The organism is Variovorax guangxiensis (assembly GCF_003952165.1).
GTDB lineage: Bacteria > Pseudomonadota > Gammaproteobacteria > Burkholderiales > Burkholderiaceae_C > Variovorax > Variovorax guangxiensis.
This window is the reverse complement of record NZ_RXFT01000002.1, coordinates 457115-477761: the sequence shown is the minus strand read 5'-3', so window position 1 is coordinate 477761 and position 20647 is coordinate 457115. Positions and strand designations below refer to the sequence as shown.

Below are 20647 nucleotides of genomic sequence, written 5' to 3'. Positions count from 1 at the left end.
ACCAGTCGGTGGTTGCGGCCGCGGCGCTCACTTGTCGTCCTCCGCGTTCGGGTCGAGCCCGAGCTGCTTCTCGAGCCAGAAGCACAGCAGCACCGCCACGCCGATGGCGACCACGATGTTGAGCTTGAGCGGCAGCGCGTAGGTAGCGACCGCCGTGGCGCCCGCGATCAGCGCGGCCAGCACGCGCAGGCGCGTCGTGGCCATCGAGCACACGATGGCGACCAGGCTCAGCACGCCCGCGAAGCTCAGGCCCCACGTCTGGGGAATGAAGTTGGCCAGCGCGATGCCCACCAGGCTCATGCCCATCCAGGCGCACCAGGTGACGAAGTAGTTGCCCGTGAGGTAGGCCTCCTGCGCCTGCTGCTCGGCCACGGTCAGCGGCGGTTTGGGGTACTTCTTGGTGAAGAGCGCGTAGCTCATGTCGGCCGTGAGGTAGCCGTGCACCATGCGGCGCCAGCGCGGCATGTGCATGAGGTAGGGCCGCAGGTGCAGGCTGAACACCACGAAGCGCAGGTTGACGCAGAAGCCGGTGGCCAGGATCACCCAGGCCGGCGCCCCGGCGAAGAGCAGCGGAATGGCCGCCAGCTGCGAACTGCCCGCGTAGACCAAGAGCGTCATCGCCACCGCCTCGATCAGGCTCATGTTCGACTTGACCATGGCCACCCCGGTCATGAGCCCCCAGGCGCCGATGCCCAGCGCCACGGGGGTCATGTCGCGCACGCCGACGCGGAATTCGGGGCGGCCGCGAATGCTTTGCGAGAAGAACATCAGCCGAACGCCTGCCCGGGCTTCAGGTCGAAGCCGTGCAGGAAGGCGGCCACGGACAGACGCTTGCCCCCGGGGCGCTGCAGTTCGGTGAGGACGACGGCCGAGCCGGCTGCCGCGGCCACCGTCACGCCGGTGTCGTCCACGGCCAGGACGGTGCCCGGCGCGGCCGTAGAGGCTGCGGAAGACTTCTCGGCACGGGCGGCCCAGAGCTTGACGGTTTCGCCGTCCAGCGGGCTGTTGGCGCCCGGGAACGGGTCGAAGGCCAGCACGCGGCGCACGATGGCGTCGGCGGGCTGGGCCCAGTCGACCTGCGCCTCGTGCTTCTCGACCTTGCTGGCGTAGGTGACGCCTTCGGCCGGCTGCGGCGTACGGGTGAGCGTGCCGATGCGCGCGAGCGCCTCGACGATCATCTTTCCGCCGAGCTCGGCCAGGCGATCGTGCAGGCGGGCGGTGTTGTCGCCCGTGCCGATGTCGACGGCCTCGCGCAGCAGCATGTCGCCAGTGTCAAGGCCGGCGTCCATCTGCATGATGGTGATGCCGGTCTGTGCGTCGCCCGCCTCGATGGCGCGGTGGATCGGCGCCGCGCCGCGCCAGCGCGGCAGCAGGCTCGCATGGATGTTCAGGCAGCCGTGCGCCGGCAGGTCGAGCACCCACTGCGGCAGGATCAGGCCGTAGGCGGCGACCACCATCACGTCGGGCTTCAGCGCGAGCAGGGTGTCGCGCGCGGCGGAGGCTTCGTCGGGGTACTTGCCGTCCAGGCGCAGGCTGCGCGGCTGGGCCACCGGCCAGCCATTCGCGACTGCGCACTGCTTGACGGGAGAAGCCTGCAGCTTCATGCCGCGGCCGGCGGGGCGGTCGGGCTGGCTCATCACCAGCACGACCTCATGGCCGGCGGTGGCGATGGCTTCGAGCGCGACGCGCGCGAACTCGGGCGTGCCCGCGAAGACGACTCTGAGGCGGCTCAATCCCGGATCCGATCGAACTCGAGATCGTCCCCCGTGTGGTAGCGCCGGACCACGCCGGTCGGGTCGATGTAGATGTACAGCATGCGGCGCTCGTTCACGGCCTTGTAGCGCCAGGTCCAGACGGCGCCATCGAAGGAGCTGACGCGGGTGATCTCATAGGGCCGGCCGTAGAAGGCCATCACGTCGTTCTGGCGCCACTGGTTGACCTTGATGTCCTGGCCGAAGCGCGCCTCGCTGAGCACCTGCGTCACCGAGACCACCTTGCCCGAAGAATCGACGTCGATGTCGACCACCTCGAAGCCGGCCGGCATGCGCGAGTACTGCAGCCGCTCGCCGCCGCCCGTGAGCGGATAGCGGCCAGTGGGCGCGCCCAGTCGCTGAAGGGTGTCGGCGGCGGTGGTGCCGGGCTGGATGCGGGTGGGTTCGCTGGCGCAGCCGGCAAGAAACCCCAGGCTCGCGGCCGCGAGAAGTGCCAGCGCCGCGAGGGAGCCGGAGCGCCGGCCTGGGTTCATGGGGTTCAAGCCCGCTCCCGCATTTCTTCGCGCTGCTGCTTCAGCAGCTTGCTCTTGATGCGGTTGCGCTTCAGGGGGGAGAGGTATTCGACGAACACCTTGCCCAGCAGGTGGTCGAGTTCGTGTTGGATGCACACGGCCAGCAGGCCTTCGGCTTCGATGGTGCGCGTCTCGCCGTTCTCGTCGAGCGCCTGCACCTTCACCGAGGTGGAGCGCAGCACGCCGTCGTAGATGCCGGGCACCGAGAGGCAGCCCTCCTCGTTCACGACCTTCTCTTCGCTGGCCCAGGTGATTTCGGGGTTGATCAGCACGATGGGCTGGTTACGCTCCTCGGACACGTCGATGACGACGAGGCGCTCGTGCACGTCGATCTGGGTCGCGGCAAGGCCGATGCCGTTGGCGTCGTACATGGTCTCCAGCATGTCGGCGACCAGCGTTTTGATGCGCGCGTCGACGCCCTGCACCGGCTTGGCCACGGTGTGCAGGCGCTTGTCCGGGTAACTCAGAATGTTTCGTTTGGCCATGAAATCGGGGGAAAGTTGTGGCTATTTTCGCCAATTCCGCGACGACACGCGGCTCCGGAGCCCGAAAACGTTGCCCTCCCAAGGGCTTCAGCGCAGAATTCGTAGCAAATTGTGAGATTCGTATGCGCAGCGATACGTCGCGCGCTCACCCATCAGACATGAAAAAGCTCAGACTCACCGACCGCCAGCGCCCCTCCTTCCTTGCCACGCTGACAACCCTGGCGGTGATCGGCAGTTGCGGCGCCACGACGGCCTGGGCTCAGAACTACCCCATCACGCCGCAGCAACGCGCCACCGCCCAGCAGACCGCCCAGGCCGGCGTGCCGCTGAGCGAACTGTCGCCCAAGGCGCCCGACGAATACACCGTGAAGTCGGGCGACACGCTCTGGGCCATCTCCCGCCTCTACCTGCTGCGCCCCTGGCGCTGGCCGGAACTGTGGGGCATGAACATCAATGAAATCGCCAATCCGCACCGGATCTACCCCGGCCAGGTGCTCTACCTGGACAAGAGCGGCGGCCGCGCCCGCCTGACCACCCGCCGCGGCGGCGTCAGCGGCGACGGCGGAACCATCAAGCTGTCACCCCGCACCCGTTTCGACTCGCTGGCCGGCATGGCGCTGCCCACGCTCAACCCGAGCATCATCGAGCCCTTCCTGAGCGAGCCCATCGTGGTGGACGCCGGCACGCTCGAGGCCGCACCGCGCATCGTGGCCGGCAACGACAGCCGCGTGCTGCTGTCGCGCGGCGACCGGGCCTATGCCCGCGGAACCGCCGAGGCGCCGCTGGTCGAGGTGCCGGGCCCGGTGCAGAACTTCCGCATCTTCCGCAATGCCACGCCGCTGAAGGACCCGGGCACGGGCGAGATCCTCGGCTACGAGGCGCAGTACCTGGGCAAGGCCCGCCTGCAGCGCGGCGAATCGACCACCGTCGAGACGGTCGAGGACAAGGACGTCATCACCGTCGTGCCCGCCAGCATCGACATCATCGCCTCGCGCGAGGAAATGCGCGCCGGCGACCGCCTGCTGCCCGAACCCCCGCGCCAGTTGCTGAGCTACGTGCCACGCGCGCCCTCCACGCAGGTCGAGGGACGCATCATCTCGGTCTACGGCAACGCGGTGCAGTTCGCGGCGCAGAACCAGGTGGTGGCCATCAACAAGGGCACGCGCGACGGCGTCGACAACGGCCACGTGCTCGCCATCCTGAAGAACGGCGAGACCATCCTCGACCGCACCGGCGCGCGCAAGGAAACCATCAAGCTGCCCAACGAGCGAATCGGCCTGCTGATGGTCTTCCGCACCTTCGAGAAGGTCTCCTACGCGCTGGTGCTCGAAATCAACGACACTCCGCGCGCCGGCGACTTCCTCGTCAATCCCTGACCCGCGACTCCGGCCTTTCTTCTCTCACACTCGATTGGAACGCGCAGAACTCGCAGGCTGGCTGCGGCTTTCGCTGACGCCCGGCATCGGCGATGGTGCCGCGCGCCGCCTGCTCGCGGCCTTCGGGCTGCCCGAGCGAATCTTCAGCCAGCCAGACGCCGCCTTGCGCGAGGTCGTCTCGCACGCACAGGCCGAGGCGCTCGCGCAGCCGCCCAACGGCCTGCAGGCGCAGGTCGATCTCACTTGGCAATGGCTGCAGGCGGGCGACGACAAGGTCTCGCGCCGCGTCGTCACGCTCGGCGACGCCGGCTACCCGGCCTCCCTGCTCGAAATGGCCGACCCGCCGCTGATGCTCTACGTGCTCGGCGCCACCGGCTTCGATCTCACGCAGCTCGGCCACAGCATCGCCGTCGTGGGCAGCCGCAACCCGACGCCGCAGGGCGCGACCAATGCGCGCAGCTTCGGGCGCGCGCTCGGCGAAGCGGGGCTTCCCGTGGTGTCGGGGCTGGCGCTGGGCGTGGACGGCGCGGCGCACCAGGGTGCGCTCGATGCGGCAGGCGACGCGCCCGTGCTCGCGACAGTGGCCGTGGTGGGCACCGGGCTCGATCGCGTCTACCCCGCACGGCATCGCGACCTTGCGCACCGCATCACGCTGCAGGGACTGATCGTGAGCGAGTTGCCGCTGGGCACGCCGCCGCTCACGCAGAATTTTCCGAAGCGCAACCGCCTGATCGCCGGGCTGGCGCGCGGCACGCTGGTGGTCGAGGCCGCGCTGCAGTCGGGCTCGCTGATCACTGCGCGGCTCACCTCGGAGCAGGGCAAGGAAGTGTTCGCGATCCCCGGCTCGATCCACTCTCCGCAATCGCGCGGCTGCCATGCGCTGATCCGCCAGGGCGCGAAGCTCGTGGAATCGGTGAACGACATCCTCGAAGAGCTGCCGCCGCTCCACGCACCTCGCACTGCCTCGGCCTCGCCCCTCTACGGCAACGCGACGGGCGTGGCCGCTGCATCTTCTTCATCGCCGGAAGACCCGCTGCTGGAGGTCCTCGGTTTCGAACCGGCGAGCCTCGACGCGCTCAGCGCACGCACCGGCTGGGGCGCCGCCGAGCTGCAGGCGAAGATGCTCGAGCTCGAACTGGACGGGCATGTGTCCCGGTTGCCCGGCGGTCTCTTCCAGCGCGTGGCTTCCACCTAGTTGGCATTGCATGAACGTCGGCTATATTGGGCCCATGTTCGAAGTGCTTGTTTTTGTCTACGAAAACTACTGGCGCGGCGACGCCTGCCCCGAACCCGAGCAACTGGGCCGCAAGCTCAGCGCCCATGGATTCGAGGCAGAAGAGATCCGCGAAGCCCTTCACTGGCTCGACGGCCTCAGCCTTGCGACGCAAGGCCTGCAGATCGAACGCAGCCCCGACGACGAGGCCATCGCCACCGTCGTGATCGGGGGCAGGCCCGAAGCGGCGCTGCCGCAATCGGGCAACGCGATGCGCATCTACTCCCAGGCCGAGCAGGACCACCTCGGCGCCGAGTGCCTCGGCTTCATCCGCTTTCTCGAATCGTCGGACGTGCTGCCCTGCGGGCTGCGCGAGATCGTCGTCGAGCGCGCGATGGCCGCGCCGGGCGATCCGGTCGCGCTCGACGAGCTGAAGATCATCGTGCTGATGGTGCACTGGAGCACCGGCATCGAGCCCGATGCGCTGGTGCTCGACGAGCTGTGCGAAAGCCGCGAAGGCCGCACCGCGCATTAGGCTCGCCCCCAGGCTGCGCGGCACTTCGTGTCCGCTACGCCCCCCCTACCCGGGGCAATACCTGAGGCCCGGCAGAGCCGGTTCCTCGGTGTTCCGCGAAAACAGCCGCGCAGCAGTTAGTTCAGAAGGCGCTCCGGATTTGCATCGAGCTTCGCCAGCGCTTCGCGCGTGGCGCGCACCGTGAGCGTTTCTTCTTCCGCCGGCACCAGCAGGCCGGCCTGCAGATAGGCCGCAAGACGCCCGGCCTGGATCAGGAAGCTGCGGCCGTCGCCCGAAGCGAACAGGTGCAACTGCTTGCGGTCGCTGCGCCAGACGAACTGCACCTGGCTCACGCGATCGTTGTGGTCGAGCATGAACCAGTTGCCCACCTGCAGCTCGTGCGCCCAGGCGATCATGTCCTCGGGCACCTTGGCGCCTGCGGTGTCGGGAATGACCTCGATGGACGCGGCATCCACGCCCAGCAGCAGCTCGATGCTGTGCGCGTCCAGCGGCAGGTCGGCGGTGCCGCCGACGTCGCTCACGAAGTCTTCCAGGTGCGCCAGCCGCTCGGCCATGGCCTCGATCTTGGCCTGCGGGATCGCCTCGGTCTTCGACATGAAGGCATCCGACAGCGTGGCGCCGATGGTCTTGATGTGCGCTTCCTGCGGCTCGTCGACGATGCCCAGCAGCGCCATGCCCTGGCGCAGGCGCTGCAGCAGCTGCGGCAGGTCCTGGATCACGCGGGCGCGGTCGGTGCGGTTGGGCTTGGCGCTCGCGGCCCACACCAGCTCGGAGGCCACGCGCTTGAGCATCACGGTCTGCTCGCCCTGCGCGCCGTAGCGCAGCGCGGCGATGGCCAGCACCTCGGCCCAGATCTTGAAGAGAAACTCCCGGATCTCGTCGCGCACCGGCATGTCGTTCAGCATCTTGCGCAGCTCGATGGTGTACTGGATCGCCATCGTCTCCTTCTGCTCGACCTGCTGCGCCACGCTCATCACGCGCTGCGTGGTGTCACTCTGCGTGAGGTAGCGGTTGAGGAAGGCGACGAATTCGTCGAACACCAGCTTGAACACGCGCTGGCCGGTCTCGGGGTACTGCTCGATGACCTGCACCACGCGGCGGATCTCGCCTTCGAGCGCACTGCCGGTGATGGCGGCCGCATCGAAGCCCATGACGCACGAGCCCATGCGGTCGATCAGCATGCGCGCGGGGTGCTGCAGGGTGCCGAAGAACTCGGGCTCGGCGATGGCCACGCGCAGCACCGGCATCTGCAGGCGCGCGAACCACACGCGCGCCGAGAACGGAATGCGCTCCTCGGCCAGGATGGCCTGGAACATCAGCGCGACGATCTCGACAGTGGCCTTGTCGGCTGTGGTCGGCGCGCGCTTCTTGAGCTCCGCCGTGCGCCGGCGAAGGTCGACGGCCGTCTGCTGCATCAGCGTGGCCTGCTCGGCCGCGCCTTCCATGTACTGCGTGGCGGCCATCCGGTAGGCGGCTTCGGCCTCGGCGATGGCGCCGGCGAATGTCCGGGAGAAGGCACGCGGCGCCGGGCTGACGCCGCCGCCGACCTGGTTGCCCGGCTGGCTGCCGGGACTCATGGTGCGGCCTTCCGCGCCGACGGCCTGGAACGCGCCACCGGCGGCGCCCGGGTCGCCGCCGATGCGGGCGGTGACGAAACGCTTGAGGCTCAGCAGCGCGGTCTGCGCACGCTGCCGCGCGATCATCAAAGGCGAACCGCCGGTGGTTGTCGTGGTGGTGGTAGTGGGAGCCCCGCCCGGCACGGAGAACTGTTGCTGCTGGCCTTCGAATCCGAAGCCGGGCCGCTGCACGGCCTGGGGTTGGGCCTGGTGTGCGGCCGGCACGCCGCCGTCCATCGGTGCGGCACCCGATCCGCCGCCGGTGCCGCCCGTGCCCGCGGCATTGCCGGTGCGCCGGACAAAGCTCTTGAGGTCGATCTCCGGCATCACGCCGTTGGCGATCAGATAGGCGTTGGCGCTCTCGTAGGCCTTGACGATCACGTCGACCAGGCCCTGCTGCACCGTGTCCTGCACGCGAGTCCAGAGGCCCCGGCTCAGGCCGGCCGCGAGCCATTGCTCGACCAGCAGCTTGGCCAGCGTCTCGGGCTTGAGCACGTCCTTGGAGTCGAGCTCGGTGGTGCCTTCGAGGTGCTGGATGCGCAGGCGCAGGTCGCTGAGCTCGAAGCTGGCCTTGTCGTGGATGAGTTGCGCGAGGCGCGAGGAGAGGATGTTGCTTTCCACCACCTCGTCGCCGATCAGCTCCAGGCGCAGCGCCGAGGGCAGGGTGCCCGTGCCGCCGGAGCTGGCGGCCAGCGCCTTGCGCCAGCCAGCCTGGCTGAGGGTCACCCACTGGGTGGCCTGCCCCTGGAAGGCGACGAAGTCGTCGCGGTTCTCCTGCATGGAGCGGGCGGTGCCGGCCTCGGTGGATAGCGTGGTCAGCCGGTCCCGAATCGCGCGCGCCAGGGGGGCGATGGCGCCTTCCGTGGCCGAGACGAAACGCTCACGCGTCTCGCGTGCGAGCTGCAGGGAAGAAGCGGACCGCGCAATGCTCATTGAAAGGTCGGAAGGGCCAGGGTAGTCGATTCGTTGGCGACAACCGGAGCTTGCATCGGGACGGGCCGCCGCACAAGTGTGGAGATTGCCCGGCGTTGCATGCGAACCGCGGCGGTTGCCGCCGCGGTCGCCCTGGGTTGTCGAACCCTGGAGTATCCGTCAGACGACGGCGCCGGCGTTCGGGTCGTCCTCGGAGCCGCCGTCGCGCTTGGTCGGGCCGCCCTTGACCAGGTCCTCGCGCTTCACGCCGAGCCACATGGCGATGGCCGCCGCCACGAAGGCCGACGAGTAGATGCCGAAGCAGATGCCGATGGTCAGCGCCAGGGCGAAGTAGTGCAGCGTCGGGCCGCCGAAGAAGAACATCGACAGCACCACCAGCTGCGTGGAGCCGTGGGTGATGATGGTCCGGCTGATGGTCGAGGTGATCGCGTTGTCGATGATCTCTGTGGTCGACATCTTGCGATAGCGGCGGAAGTTCTCGCGGATGCGGTCGAAGATCACCACCGACTCGTTCACCGAGTAGCCCAGCACCGCCAGTACCGCCGCCAGCACCGCCAGCGAGAACTCCCACTGGAAGAAGGCGAAGAAGCCCAGGATGATCACCACGTCGTGCAGATTGGCCAGCACGGTAGCCAGCGCGAACTTCCACTCGAAGCGGAACGCCAGGTAGATCATGATGCCGACGACCACCATGCCCAGCGCCTTCAGGCCGTTGGTGGTGAGTTCGTCGCCGACCTGCGGGCCGACGAATTCGTTGCTGCGCAGCTCCACCGATGGGTCGGCCGCCTTCAGCGAGTCCATCACCTCGGCGCTCTGCTGGGCGGAGGTCACGCCCTTCTTCACCGGCAGGCGGATCTGCACCGACTTGCCGAAGCTCTGCACCTGCACTTCGGTGTAGCCCAGCTTGCCGACGATGTCGCGTACCTTGCCGACGTCGGCCGACTGGTTGTAGGCGACTTCCATCACCGTGCCGCCGGTGAACTCCACCGACAGATGCAGCCCGCGGTGGAACAGGAAGAACACCGCCAGCGCGAACGTGACGACGGAGACGATGTTCAGCACCAGCGCGTGGCGCATGAACGGAATGGTCTTGTGGATGCGGAAGAATTCCATGGCTGTGCGTCCTTCTTCTGCCGCTTACTTGGTTTCGGCCGCGGCCGTGCCGTCGGTCGAGGGGCGCCACACCGTACCGATGGACACCGACTTGAGCTTCTTCTTCTGGCCGTACCAGAAGTTCACGAGGCCGCGCGAGAAGAACACGGCCGAGAACATCGAGGTGACGATGCCGATGCAGTGCACCACTGCGAAGCCGCGCACCGGGCCCGAGCCGAAGGCCAGCAGCGCGATGCCCGCGATCAGCGTGGTCACGTTGGAGTCCAGGATGGTGCCCCAGGCGCGTTCGTAGCCCGCGTGGATCGCCGCCTGCGGCGACGCCCCGTTGCGCAGTTCCTCGCGCACGCGCTCGTTGATCAGCACGTTGGAGTCGATCGCCACGCCGATGGCCAGCGCCATGGCCGCGATGCCCGGCAGCGTGAGCGTGGCCTGCAGGATCGAGAGGATGGCCACCAGCAGCAGCAGGTTGACGGCCAGCGCGATCGACGAGAACAGGCCGAACAGCGCGTAGTAGATGCACATGAACACCATGATCGCGGCGAAGCCGTACATCACGCTGTCGAAGCCCTTCTTGATGTTCTCGGCACCCTGCGTCGGGCCGATGGTGCGTTCCTGGATGATTTCCATGGGCGCGGCCAGCGAGCCGGCGCGCAGCAGCAGCGCGAGGTCGTTGGCCTCGGCCACGCTCATCGAGCCCGAGACCTGGAAGCGGTTGCCCAGTTCGCCGTTGATCGAGGGAGCCGTGAGCACTTCGCCCTTGCCCTTCTCGAAGATCAGCATGGCCATGCGCTTCTTGTAGTTCTCACGGCTGACGTCACGCATGATGGTGCCGCCCTTGGAGTCCATGGTCAGGTCGACCTTGGGCTGGTTGCTCTGCTGGTCGAAGCCGGGCTGCGCGTCGGTGAGGTTCTCGCCGGTGACCAGCACCTGCTTCTTCACGATCACGGGGCGACCCGAGCGGTCGAGGAACTTCTCGGAGCCGAAGGGCACCGGGCCGCCGCTCAGTTCGGCGGCGCGGCCTTCGGCGCTTTCGTCCACCAGGCGCATCTCGAGCGTGGCGGTGCGGCCGATGATGCGCTTGGCCTGGGCCGGGTCCTGCATGCCGGGCAGTTGCACGACGATGCGGTCGATGCCCTGCTGCTGGATCACGGGTTCGGCCACGCCGAGTTCGTTGATCCGGTTGTGCAGGGTGGTCACGTTCTGCTTGAGCGCCGCGTCCTGGAAGCGGCGGGCGGCCTCGGGCTTGATGCTGGCCACGATGCGCCATTCGCTGCCCTGCTGGGTCTCGACGGTGCTCAGGTCTGGCATCTGGTCCTGGATCAGGCGCCGGGCGATCTCGACGCTGTCGGCGTCGCGCAGGGTGATCTCGACGGTCTGGCCGTTGCGGTTCACGGCGCTGCCGCGCACCTTCTTCTCGCGCAGGCCCATGCGGATGTCGCCGGCGAAGGACTCGGCCTTCTTGTCGAGCACGCCGCGCATGTCGACCTGCAGCAGGAAGTCGACGCCGCCGCGCAGGTCGAGGCCCAGGTACATCGGGAAGGCGTGCAGCGCCGTCAGCCACGAGGGCGAGCGCGACACGAGGTTGAGCGCCACCGTGTATGAAGCGTCGTCGGCGTCGGGCACCAGCGCCTGCTGGAGCGTGTCGCGCGCCTTGATCTGGTCGTCGGTGGTCGCGAAGCGGGCGCGCACCGCGGTGGGTTCGAGGGTCAGCAGGTCGGGCGTGAGGCCCGCCGTCTTGAGCAGCCCCTCCACCTTGGCCTGGGTCGACGCGTCGATCTTGACGGTCGACTTGGCTGCCGACACCTGCACCGCAGGCGCCTCACCGAAGAAATTGGGGAGGGCGTAGATGAGCCCCACGAGCAGCACGACCACGATGATCGCGTACTTCCAGACCGGGTAACGGTTCATGAGAAAGCGCTTTTTCTGAAACGGAACACGGCGTGAATTGGGGCCCCGCGCCCGAAGGCGCAAGGTCAGCTCACGCCTTTATTTGACGGTGCCCTTGGGCAGGACCTGCACCACGGCGCTGCGCTGGATCTTGATCTCGACGCCGTTGGCGATCTCGAGGCCCAGGTACTGGTCGTTCAGCGAGGTGATCTTGCCGAGCAGGCCGCCGGCGGTGGCGACTTCGTCGCCCTTGGCGAGCGCCTCGATCATGGCGCGGGCTTCCTTCTGGCGCTTCATCTGGGGCCGGATCATGACGAAGTACAGCACCACGAACATCAGCACCAGCGGCAGCATGCTGCCGAGCGAGGACATCATGTCGCCGCCGCCTGCAGCGGGCGCGGTCTGGGCGAAAGCAGAGGAAATGAACAAGAGAGTCTCCAGCAGAGGGAAGAGAAAGAAAACGTGTGGGAGCGCGGGCCACGCCCGCGGTTCCTTGGGGTTCGCGGCCACGCGGGATGCGGGTGCGCCAAGTCAAAGCGCGGCGGGGCCTGGCCGCGCACAGCACCGGGCATTGTATTCGGCGCGGATGGCCGCCCGGAGCGCTTATCCGGCGAGGTGGGGAGGGCTTTCGGTCAGCTTCCGGGCGCCGCATTCGCTACGTATTTGATAGCAAATGATGAGAATATCACCGGCTTTCGTATCTTTTCCGGACTCCGCCGTATCGCGCGAGGAAGCCCGGGTCTGCAGTGCCAGACAATTCCCGCCGCACCACCCGCACAGCAAGGAGCATCCATGAGCAAGCGCAACAGCTTGACGATAGCCAACGCCACGCTGGCGCTTCACAAGGAGCCGGCCGACCTCCTTGCGGACCTGCGGCGATTGATCGAGCAAGCCCGGCTAGCGGCCATCGCCTCCGTGAACGCGGGGATGACGCTCATGTACTGGCGCATCGGCCAGCGCATCCGCACCGAAGTGCTGGGGGGCCGGCGTGCCGGCTACGGAGAAGAAATTGTCGCGACGCTGTCACGACAATTGGCGAGCGACTACGGACGCGGCTTCGAGGAGAAGAGCCTCCTGCGCATGGTGCAGTTCGCCGAGGTGTTCCCGTCCGAACAGTGGGCTGCTGCCGGTCTCATAGACACCGACCTAAGCTTTTTGAGCTTTCTCGAACTCTATCGGACTGACGTAGCCGAGCGTCGAATGACGGCGCGTCGGGTTGTAGAACCGCTCGATGTAGTCGAACACATCGGCGCGGGCCTGTTCCCTGGACCGGTACACCTTTCTGGCTGTGCGCTCAGTCTTCAGTGAACTGAAGAAGCTCTCCATGGCCGAGTTGTCCCAGACCTCGCCCGCGCGGCTCATGCTGCAGGTGATGCCTTGCTCCTTGAGCAGCTCTTGGAAGTGCTCGCTGGTGTATTGGCTTCCTTGGTCGGGGTGATGCAGCAACGCGACCGGCTTGCCCCGGCGCCACACTGCCATCATCAACGCATCGGCCACGAGTTGCGAGGTCATGCTGTCCTGCATCGACCAGCCGACGATGCGACGCGAGTACAGGTCGAGCACCGCAGCGGCATATAGCCAGCCCTCGGCCGTCCAGATGTACGTGAAGTCGGCCACCCACTTCTGGTTGGGCGCATCAGCTCGGAACTGGCGGTCCAACACGTTGTCTGCGATAGCGCTGCGCTGGCCTCGGTCCTGCGGCAAGCCTCGGCGTCGCGGCCTCGCGCGCAGGGCCTGCTCACGCATGAGCCGTTCGATGCGGTGCAATCCGCATCGCTGACCCAGTGCCAGCACGTCATGCCACACGCGCCGAGCACCATAGGTGCGGTCGCTGCCCAGGAAGCTCTGACGCACCTGGCTGGCGAGCACCTCGTCTTCCAGACTGCGTTGGCTTCGGGGCCTGCTGAGCCACGCATAGAAGCCGCTTCGCGAGACACCGAGCGCCTCCAACGAAGCCGAACTTCACATCGACTCCTTGGCGAAGTAGGCCGCCGCTTTTTTCAACAGGTCACGCTCCATGCGCAGCTTGGCGTTCTCCTTCCTCAAGCGCTCCAGCTCAGTCTGTTCGGGCTTCATCACGCCCTGACCAGGAAACGCCTGCTGCGGGTCGACCGCAGCCTCGCGCACCCACTTGCGCAACACGTTCTCGTGTACATCGAGGTCGCGTGCAGCCTGTGCCACCGACACGCCTCGTTCCTTCACCAGCTTGACTGCCTCAAGCTTGAACTCTCGGCTGAATTGCCTTCTCGTTCCCATGAACCACCTCCGGTTTCATCTTCCACCTTAACAAGGTGTCTTTGAAACCGGCAGCAGCCCATACATCACGCCTGATCTACAAGAGCGCGAAGTTAAGTTACCGCAATAAATTCAAACGATCACAAAAACATAACCGCCAGCAAACAATCGAAGAGCCACCTTCGTAGCATACATTTCAATTAATAAAACTCAACAATTGTCAAAAATCCGACCAAGCCATGTTTTTTGGGCAATTTTTCACAAATTCACAAAATCATCCCTCGATTAGAACTAATTCACTAATGAAAAAATGAAAATTTCGACAATAAAATTCAAAAAAAGGAGATGCTCGTTCATAAGAATTCGAGGAACGCCTTTGAGGTCAGAGACGGGCGCCGCTCGTACAACAGGACTCTCCGATGTCCGGAGGGTGCAAGAGAAAATCTTGCCAATTTGAGGAGTTTTAAACAATGAATCAATCGGAAAACGTGCGCTTCGAGCCCGTAAGCAATCTTCCTTCTGCCTCCGACGTGGTCGCCAAAGATCTTGCTTCACGAAGAATCAGTTTCATGCTGCCAGAGGAGTTGGAAATGATTGGCGGGGGTGTTGTCCTTCAATTTGCGTATGATTTCCCAGAGGGCTACGCGTAATTATTAAAACCGGCACCTTCGGGTGCCTTTCAAAAAAAGGGAACGCGATGAGCACACAAGCCAAAATTCCGGAAAGCAAAAAATCTTGCGAGATTTTTACATGCATCCCTCAAGATGTCAGTCGAATCGAATACGTTCGAAGACTGAAGAATGAGGAAACCTTAAAGACCTACAAAGCCATCTGCATCGCCTTCGAAAAGGGAAGTGGACACGACCTCGAGGAAATCAAGAAAAAGATCGAAGCTGTGGACCCAATGCAACGTCTGAAGCCCTCACTTCATTCCGTGGTACACCAAGCCGGGGTTGCGATGCGGACTGGCGATGCACTGGGTTGCTACAGGGCGTTGAAATGGATTGACGAAGAACAAGCCGTGGTAGGGCATCCTGGAATTTTGGTGCAGGCGCCAAACAATAGTCCAGCCTCCGCTGAAGCCATACAGCATATGCATAACGATCCAACAAGGGATGTGCATGGCCGCAGAGCCGAAATCTACAAAACAAGTGAGGAAGAGCTGGTCGAATACAGGGCTGATATCAAGCAGGTCTTGGACACAATCAAGATTCTAGACCCATTGATGTATGACGAAATGCTCGCCTCAGTCTCGGAGGCAACCGTATTTCGTGCGCAGGCGTTGATGGGTGGTTCACTCATTCGAACTTTTGGCGCCATTTACATTGGATCTCCAGATCATGACCCAATTCGCAAGAAATTTGGAGAGCACTTCAACATCCGAGGTGTTCCATATTTCATGGAACATGTCGTACACGAGACATCGCACAACGTTCTTTTTGGCCTTATGCTGGTGGACCCCATGGTTTTGAATCCAATCACAGAACGCTACAGTGCACCGCTGCGTACCGATTTACGCCCGATGTATGGCATTTTTCATGCGTCTTTTGTTATTTCAAGAATGCTGAGAATTTTCAGATTGATGAAGGCTGGCGGAGGAAACCAATACGAAAGGTTAATCAGTCATTTCGAACCTCGCCTGAAAAATGGGCTCGAAATTTTGGCCAAACACGGGAATTTGACTGCTTCGGGCAAGCAGATGTTTGAAACTTTTGCCCCCTGTGCGGGGATTTAAGTTGTATCTTCAAAACTGCCTGGATCTGATGCTTCAGGCCGTTCCTATCAAATTTTCCTGCATTCCCGCTGCAACGCACAGAGATTTCTATGTCGCGAGGGCCGCAACTGTTGTCGCCTGCCAGGGGCTTCCTCATATAACGATCCGAGGCTTCGGGTGTTCCAGAAATGCGCTTCAGGCACAAGTTTCCGCATTGGGAGAAGTGCATGAGCACTTATGGTCACACCCGACGGTATTGGATCCCGCGACGCTTCTCTCAATTCAAGAATTTTATTCGAGGACACAAAAAAAAATTGCTGCTCCTGATCTTTATCAGCGAAAAGTTGGACGCAACGAAGATGCAACTGGGGCGGCGTTTCATTTTCAATTGGAGCGCTGCCTGGAGCATTCGGTGCTAGAGTTATTGGAGCGTCATTTGATCTGGCGCCTGTGGCAGGAAGACCTCAAAGTTCACACGATCACATGTCAAGAATGGCAACTGATTCCCGACTCCGTACATTGCCTGGTCGCCGAAGGGCTACCATTTTGCCTTGCCATATGCGCAACTGACAGTTTTGTTGGGATTGGTGCCAAATTGTCGACTAGCCTCGAATCCGCACTGAATGGTGCCATCGCTGAGGCGATCATGATTCATGATGACTATTCACAGTTGAATTTTCGCGCCGCAGTTCGGCATCGAGAGACGGTGCTAGCGATGCGCGATGCACGATGTCGGATTCAAGTGCTCGACCATGTCAAGAAACTTCCGGCCAGTCAGGACGAACCTGATTTGACTATGTCAATCGAATTTGACGCCCTAGCGGCGCGCTTACGCGGACAGGCTCAGGAAATCTGGACGGCAACGCTTCCCTGTCCGAGCGGATACTGCGTAAAGTCGCACTCCAACTCATTGCGTCACTATAAAGATCCCGGCAGGAGCGGGATTCCACCAATCCCATGCTATGAATATCACTGACGCACAACTTCAAATCCTACGTATCGACGCTGGCAATGAACCCGAGCGATGCGATAGATCCTCTATCCGAGTGTTTTTTGAGGTGGGCGGCTCGTCGTTCCTAGCGACTTATTCGAGAGCCCCACGAAGCCGCACGTCACCGGCATCCTGTCACATGCTGGAGACAAGGTTGCTGGCTGATGTCGTCTGCCAGCAGACCATGGTTTTCGAATTGTCAGAAGTCAACGCGTCGACGGCGGTAATTAGGTTGTTGCCCCGCAGCGAATCTGCCTTGGCGGTTTGGCGCTCTTCGATGTCTAGCCTTCATGCACAAGCGATCGAGTCCATCAGGCAAGAAGGCGTCTTGTGCGAAAGCTGGTTTTCTTTTTATATCGAGGATGAGGCCTTTCTTTTCGCAGTCATGTTGCGGCCGATCGGAATTAGCGTCAAAAAAAAGGAACTGATACTGGACTTGGAAATCGATCGTCGCCACCGAGCTTTCAAGGCTTCCTGGGATCGAGCGCTGCGTATTACTTGCCGGCCGCTGATGACACACACGCAGATTCAAGATTAGATGTCCAAGAGTCCCGGACCGTTCCGCGCGGATGCTATTGCTTCGCGCAGCGCGAACCAGATAGGTGCTGCGCTGCTTTCTCGGCCCAAAACCTTCAGCTTGATGGTGACGATCGTCGGTCTGGCTGTTGCGACATTGATCTTGATGTTGGTGTTCCTGGAGTACACCTCTCGCACGACGGTCGGAGGCATCATCTTGCCAAGTGCAGGACTAGTGAAGATCTACACGCACCAGGCTGGAACGCTGTCGGAAATCAAGGTCGAGGATGGATCTTTCGTTCGCAAGGGGCAACCTTTGTTCACCATCTCGAACGACAAGCATGCAAATGCGAAAGAGAGTACGCAGGCGTCGCTCAGCAATCTGAACAAAAAGAAACTCAGGATATTGGCCGAGCAACGCGAACGAGCGGTCGAAATCGCGTCCAGCCAAAAAAAGGCATTGAAGGAAACGGAAGCCCAACTAACGGCTGCAATCACGAACCTAAAAAAGCAAGTACTCCTTAAAAGACAACGATTGTCACTCACGCAGCAAAATGCCTCCCGTTATGAATCGCTGACGCAGCAGGGATTCATATCCAACGAGATGCTAGCGGATAAAATGCGTGACGGACTAGAGCAACAGGAATTGCTGACTGCATTGGAGCGAGATGAAATCGAAAAGCAGAGCCTACTCCGTAGCAATCGATCCGAACAAAATCTCAATACTTTCAGACTCGACAATCAATTGCTGCAGTTTGACAGGGAAATCGCCGATCTGCAGCAAGAGTCTCTTGAGAACTCCAACAGATATGAATTAACGATCAATGCGCCGGACGATGGCCGACTGGTCGGTGTCACTGCGCGACGCGGTGACACTGTGACAGGCCAGCGCGCTTTGGCGAGCCTAATTCCGCTCGATTCGCCATTGCAGGCGGAACTTTTTGCCAACAGTCGGGCCATGGGCTTCATGCGCCCTGGCGCGACAGTATCACTACGGCTGCAAGCCTATCCGTACCAAAAGTTTGGGACGGTGATCGGTACGGTTCGCGATATCTCCGATGCCCCCATCTCGACAGTCGATCTAGGCCTTGGGTTTGCGCCCATGGTCAACGGCAGGCGATTGACTGATGAAGGCCTGTACAGGGTCACCGTCAAACTGCGCTCCCAATCCATCCAAGTGGCAGACCGGCCCGAGCCACTGCGTGTCGGTTTGCTGGTAGACGGCGACGTATTCTTGGAGACCAGACGACTTTACGAGTGGATGCTCGAACCGCTTCTCGGCTTGAGGAACCGAGGCGCGCACATCCAATGAAGGTACTGAATCAACTATCGTCGGGCTGGCGTCGCACCTTTCCTACAATTCTTCAGAGTGAGAGCTCCGAGTGTGGATTGGCTTGCCTTGCAATGGTCGCCTCCTTCTATGGCCACTCCGTTGACCTGCGAACACTACGACGTAGATTCCCGATCTCGCTCAAGGGGCTAAATTTCAGTCAACTCATGCATTTGGCGACGCGGCTGAAGATGGTGAGCCGACCTCTGAAATTGGACATGGATGGCGTCGAGCACCTCACGCTTCCATGCGTTCTTCATTGGAACTTTCAGCACTTCGTGGTGCTAGTCGAGTACCGCGGCGACAGCGCGGTAATTTGCGATCCCGCCGTCGGTCAACGACAGATTTCGATCGCGGAGTTGTCCCGATGCTTTACGGGCGCAGCGCTCGAGCTCTATCCGGACACAGGCTTCGTCAAAAAGGCGCCCGCGCCTCGCGTTCGCATTCGTGACCTAATGGGCAGGACCATCGGGTTGCGTCGCTCCCTGGGGCAGATCGCATTCCTGGCACTGGCGGCGGAGATGTTCTCGCTGCTGATGCCCTTCTATGTCCAGTGGATCGTCGATCGCGGCATCCCGGCGGATGACAAGTCGCTGATCGGGATGCTCGCCCTGTGTTTCGTCGGTATGTGCTTGCTGCAGAACGGCATCACTGCGGCCAGAGGTTGGATGATGATCCACCTAAACACATCTCTAGGCTTCCAATGGAAGAACGGCGTGTTCGCCCACCTGTTAAACCTGCCGCTGGACTTCTTTCAGAAGCGCCACCTGGGCGACGTGGTTTCCAGGACGTCCGCAGTCGACTCGATCCAGAAGACTCTCACGACCTCGTTCCTTGATGCGATTCTCGATGGCTTTATGGCGATTGCCACAGGCATCGCGATGCTGCTTTATGGCGGGACTCTTTTCATACCGGTCGCGCTTTCGGTGAGCTTATACGTCCTAGTGCGATCGATCGTGTACAGCTACTCTTGGGCTGCCAACACCGAAGCGATCGTGCATGCGGCGAAGCAAAACTCGTTCTTTCTGGAAACCATACGCGGGATTCAGGCAATCAGTCTCTTCGGCAAGCGGGAAGAGCGACGAGCGACATGGCTGGGCATGCTAGTCAATCAGCTGAATGCCGGATTAAGGACTGAAAGAGCGACGCTCATCGTAAAAAACGCGGCACCATGCATCTTCGGCGTAGAGCGGATCGTCACCGTGTGGTGGGCTGCAACTCTCTCGCTGGAAGGCTCGATTACCATCGGTGTGCTGATGGGCTTTCTTGCCTACAGGGAGCAGTTCTCCGGCCGGGTCCAAGCGCTGATCGACAACTATTTCGAAGTCCGGATGCTTCGACTACAAGGCGAGCGTCTCGCCGACATTGTCTACACCGAGCAGGAGGAAAGCGATGATGCTGCGGACTTTGACCTTGGTGAATTGCATCACTTCAACTTGGAAGTACATGACGTCTCATTCCGTTATTCGAGGTTCGACCGGCTGATTTTGGAGAAGGTAAGCCTGCAGGTCGAGGAAGGGGAGTCGCTCGCCATAGTAGGGCCATCGGGCAGCGGCAAGAGCAGTCTGTTGAACCTGCTGATCGGGGCCCTTCCTCCAACTAGCGGAAAGATTATGGTGGGAGGCGTCGACATCGTGAATATCGGAAAGAAGAAGTACCGCGATTTGGTGGGTGTAGTCATGCAAGACGATTCATTGTTCGCTGGGTCCATCGCGGACAACATTTCCTTCTTTACCGAATCTGCGTCCCGCGAGGACATAGAGCAGTGCGCCAAGCTGGCCGCAATTCACACCGACATCATGATGTTTCCGATGGGATACGAGACCTTGGTGGGAGACATGGGCAGCACGCTTTCAGGAGGACAAAAACAGCGAATCTTGCTTGCCCGGAGCATTTTCAAGAAGCCGAAAATCTTGATTCTGGATGAAGCCACCAGCCATCTAGACGTCGAGTTGGAGAAGCAGGTGAACGCAGCGATCAGGTCGTTGCATATCACTCGGATCATCGTTGCTCACAGGCCAGAAACGATCGCTTCGGCCGACAGAGTTGTCCACTTCGTGAATGGCCGCTTGGTCGAGAGCAAAGCAGTCGAAGCGCCATCCACCTGAACTTTGGAGTACCCCCTTGAGGCAGGGCCCTCCGGATCTCTGCATAACCAGTTCAAGCTTTACGCCGATGACGTAGATCAGTCGAGTGTCCGCGACCTCCGACTGGGCTGCAGCAGGCTTGCCCCGCTGCGCAGAGGCAAGAGTATCAACTGGCTTGGAGCTCCTGCCTTCACTACCAGATGACCACTGGAGATTTTTGCCGCTGATGAGTTCGAAGAGCATCGAGATAGTGACTTGCAAACAGCTGACCGCAGCCATTCGGGCTGTGATCTCGATCTTTTGATGCTCTGTATGGACAGGTGTGCGCAGAC

The 20647-nt window shown here is 62.2% G+C and carries 17 protein-coding genes and 2 pseudogenes; 10 read left to right on the top strand and 9 right to left on the bottom strand.

Annotation, left to right across the window (positions count from 1 at the left end; genetic code table 11):
- Positions 1-27: 27 nt before the first annotated feature.
- From EJP67_RS07775 to def, 4 genes are read right to left on the bottom strand one after another with little or no spacing between them, the layout of a single operon-like run.
- Positions 28-768, bottom strand: coding sequence for an AzlC family ABC transporter permease (locus tag EJP67_RS07775; RefSeq protein WP_126021122.1), 741 nt, complete (start codon positions 766-768; stop codon positions 28-30).
- Positions 768-1733, bottom strand: a complete 966-nt coding sequence (gene fmt / locus EJP67_RS07770; RefSeq protein WP_126021120.1) for a methionyl-tRNA formyltransferase — start codon at positions 1731-1733, stop codon at positions 768-770. The genes EJP67_RS07775 and fmt overlap by 1 nt, the downstream gene beginning before the upstream one ends.
- Positions 1730-2245, bottom strand: coding sequence for a hypothetical protein (locus tag EJP67_RS07765; protein ID WP_126021277.1), 516 nt, complete (start codon positions 2243-2245; stop codon positions 1730-1732). The genes fmt and EJP67_RS07765 overlap by 4 nt, the downstream gene beginning before the upstream one ends.
- 5 nt (positions 2246-2250) lie before the next feature.
- Positions 2251-2769, bottom strand: a complete 519-nt coding sequence (def, locus tag EJP67_RS07760; RefSeq protein ID WP_126021118.1) for a peptide deformylase — start codon at positions 2767-2769, stop codon at positions 2251-2253.
- A gap of 158 nt (positions 2770-2927) precedes the next feature.
- Here def and EJP67_RS07755 point away from each other — a divergent pair, with 158 nt between their 5' ends.
- Genes EJP67_RS07755 through EJP67_RS07745 form a run of 3 tightly spaced genes read left to right on the top strand, consistent with a single transcriptional unit; the run spans position 2928 to position 5893 of the window.
- Positions 2928-4145, top strand: coding sequence for a LysM peptidoglycan-binding domain-containing protein (locus tag EJP67_RS07755; protein ID WP_126021116.1), 1218 nt, complete (start codon positions 2928-2930; stop codon positions 4143-4145).
- 34 nt (positions 4146-4179) lie between these two features.
- A complete protein-coding gene (gene dprA, locus EJP67_RS07750; RefSeq protein WP_126021114.1) occupies positions 4180-5340 on the top strand; it encodes a DNA-processing protein DprA in 1161 nt (386 codons plus the stop codon).
- A gap of 34 nt (positions 5341-5374) precedes the next feature.
- Positions 5375-5893, top strand: coding sequence for a Smg family protein (locus EJP67_RS07745; RefSeq protein WP_126021113.1), 519 nt, complete (start codon positions 5375-5377; stop codon positions 5891-5893).
- A 116-nt stretch (positions 5894-6009) separates the two neighbouring features.
- Here the strand turns inward: EJP67_RS07745 and EJP67_RS07740 are convergent, their stop codons facing one another.
- The 4 genes from EJP67_RS07740 to yajC form a co-directional block, all read right to left on the bottom strand.
- Positions 6010-8442 carry a DUF1631 family protein gene (locus EJP67_RS07740; RefSeq protein WP_126021112.1) on the bottom strand — a complete coding sequence of 811 codons (2433 nt, stop codon included), beginning with the start codon at positions 8440-8442 and terminating at the stop codon, positions 6010-6012.
- Positions 8443-8601: 159 nt separating this feature from the next.
- Positions 8602-9555 carry a protein translocase subunit SecF gene (gene secF / locus EJP67_RS07735; protein WP_126021111.1) on the bottom strand — a complete coding sequence of 318 codons (954 nt, stop codon included), beginning with the start codon at positions 9553-9555 and terminating at the stop codon, positions 8602-8604.
- Between the two features lie 24 nt (positions 9556-9579).
- Positions 9580-11463 (bottom strand): protein translocase subunit SecD, encoded by a 1884-nt coding sequence (gene secD, locus EJP67_RS07730; protein WP_126021110.1) that lies wholly within the window; start codon positions 11461-11463, stop codon positions 9580-9582.
- A gap of 78 nt (positions 11464-11541) precedes the next feature.
- A complete protein-coding gene (yajC, locus tag EJP67_RS07725; protein WP_093196024.1) occupies positions 11542-11871 on the bottom strand; it encodes a preprotein translocase subunit YajC in 330 nt (109 codons plus the stop codon).
- A gap of 363 nt (positions 11872-12234) precedes the next feature.
- Between yajC and EJP67_RS34105 the strand changes: the two are divergent.
- Positions 12235-12564: pseudogene (locus EJP67_RS34105) on the top strand (DUF1016 N-terminal domain-containing protein); the annotation flags it as partial.
- 24 nt (positions 12565-12588) lie between these two features.
- Here the strand turns inward: EJP67_RS34105 and EJP67_RS07715 are convergent.
- Positions 12589-13698, bottom strand: a pseudogene (locus EJP67_RS07715) (IS3 family transposase).
- Positions 13699-14147: 449 nt separating this feature from the next.
- Here EJP67_RS07715 and EJP67_RS33565 point away from each other — a divergent pair.
- The 6 genes from EJP67_RS33565 (at position 14148) to EJP67_RS07690 (ending at position 20336) form a co-directional block, all read left to right on the top strand.
- Positions 14148-14327 (top strand): hypothetical protein, encoded by a 180-nt coding sequence (locus tag EJP67_RS33565; protein WP_165909576.1) that lies wholly within the window; start codon positions 14148-14150, stop codon positions 14325-14327.
- Between the two features lie 47 nt (positions 14328-14374).
- The gene (locus tag EJP67_RS07710; RefSeq protein ID WP_126021109.1) at positions 14375-15412 is read left to right on the top strand and encodes an aKG-HExxH-type peptide beta-hydroxylase; all 1038 of its coding nucleotides are present in this window, start codon (positions 14375-14377) and stop codon (positions 15410-15412) included.
- A 28-nt stretch (positions 15413-15440) separates the two neighbouring features.
- Positions 15441-16367 carry a hypothetical protein gene (locus tag EJP67_RS07705; protein WP_126021108.1) on the top strand — a complete coding sequence of 309 codons (927 nt, stop codon included), beginning with the start codon at positions 15441-15443 and terminating at the stop codon, positions 16365-16367.
- Positions 16368-16536: 169 nt separating this feature from the next.
- Positions 16537-16920 carry a DUF6176 family protein gene (locus tag EJP67_RS07700; protein ID WP_126021107.1) on the top strand — a complete coding sequence of 128 codons (384 nt, stop codon included), beginning with the start codon at positions 16537-16539 and terminating at the stop codon, positions 16918-16920.
- Entirely contained in the window at positions 16921-18210 is a 1290-nt protein-coding gene (locus tag EJP67_RS07695; protein ID WP_126021106.1) for an HlyD family secretion protein, read from the top strand.
- On the top strand, positions 18207-20336 hold the full coding sequence (locus EJP67_RS07690; RefSeq protein WP_126021105.1) for a peptidase domain-containing ABC transporter: 2130 nt from the start codon (positions 18207-18209) through the stop codon (positions 20334-20336). The genes EJP67_RS07695 and EJP67_RS07690 overlap by 4 nt, the downstream gene beginning before the upstream one ends.
- Positions 20337-20647: the final 311 nt, after the last annotated feature.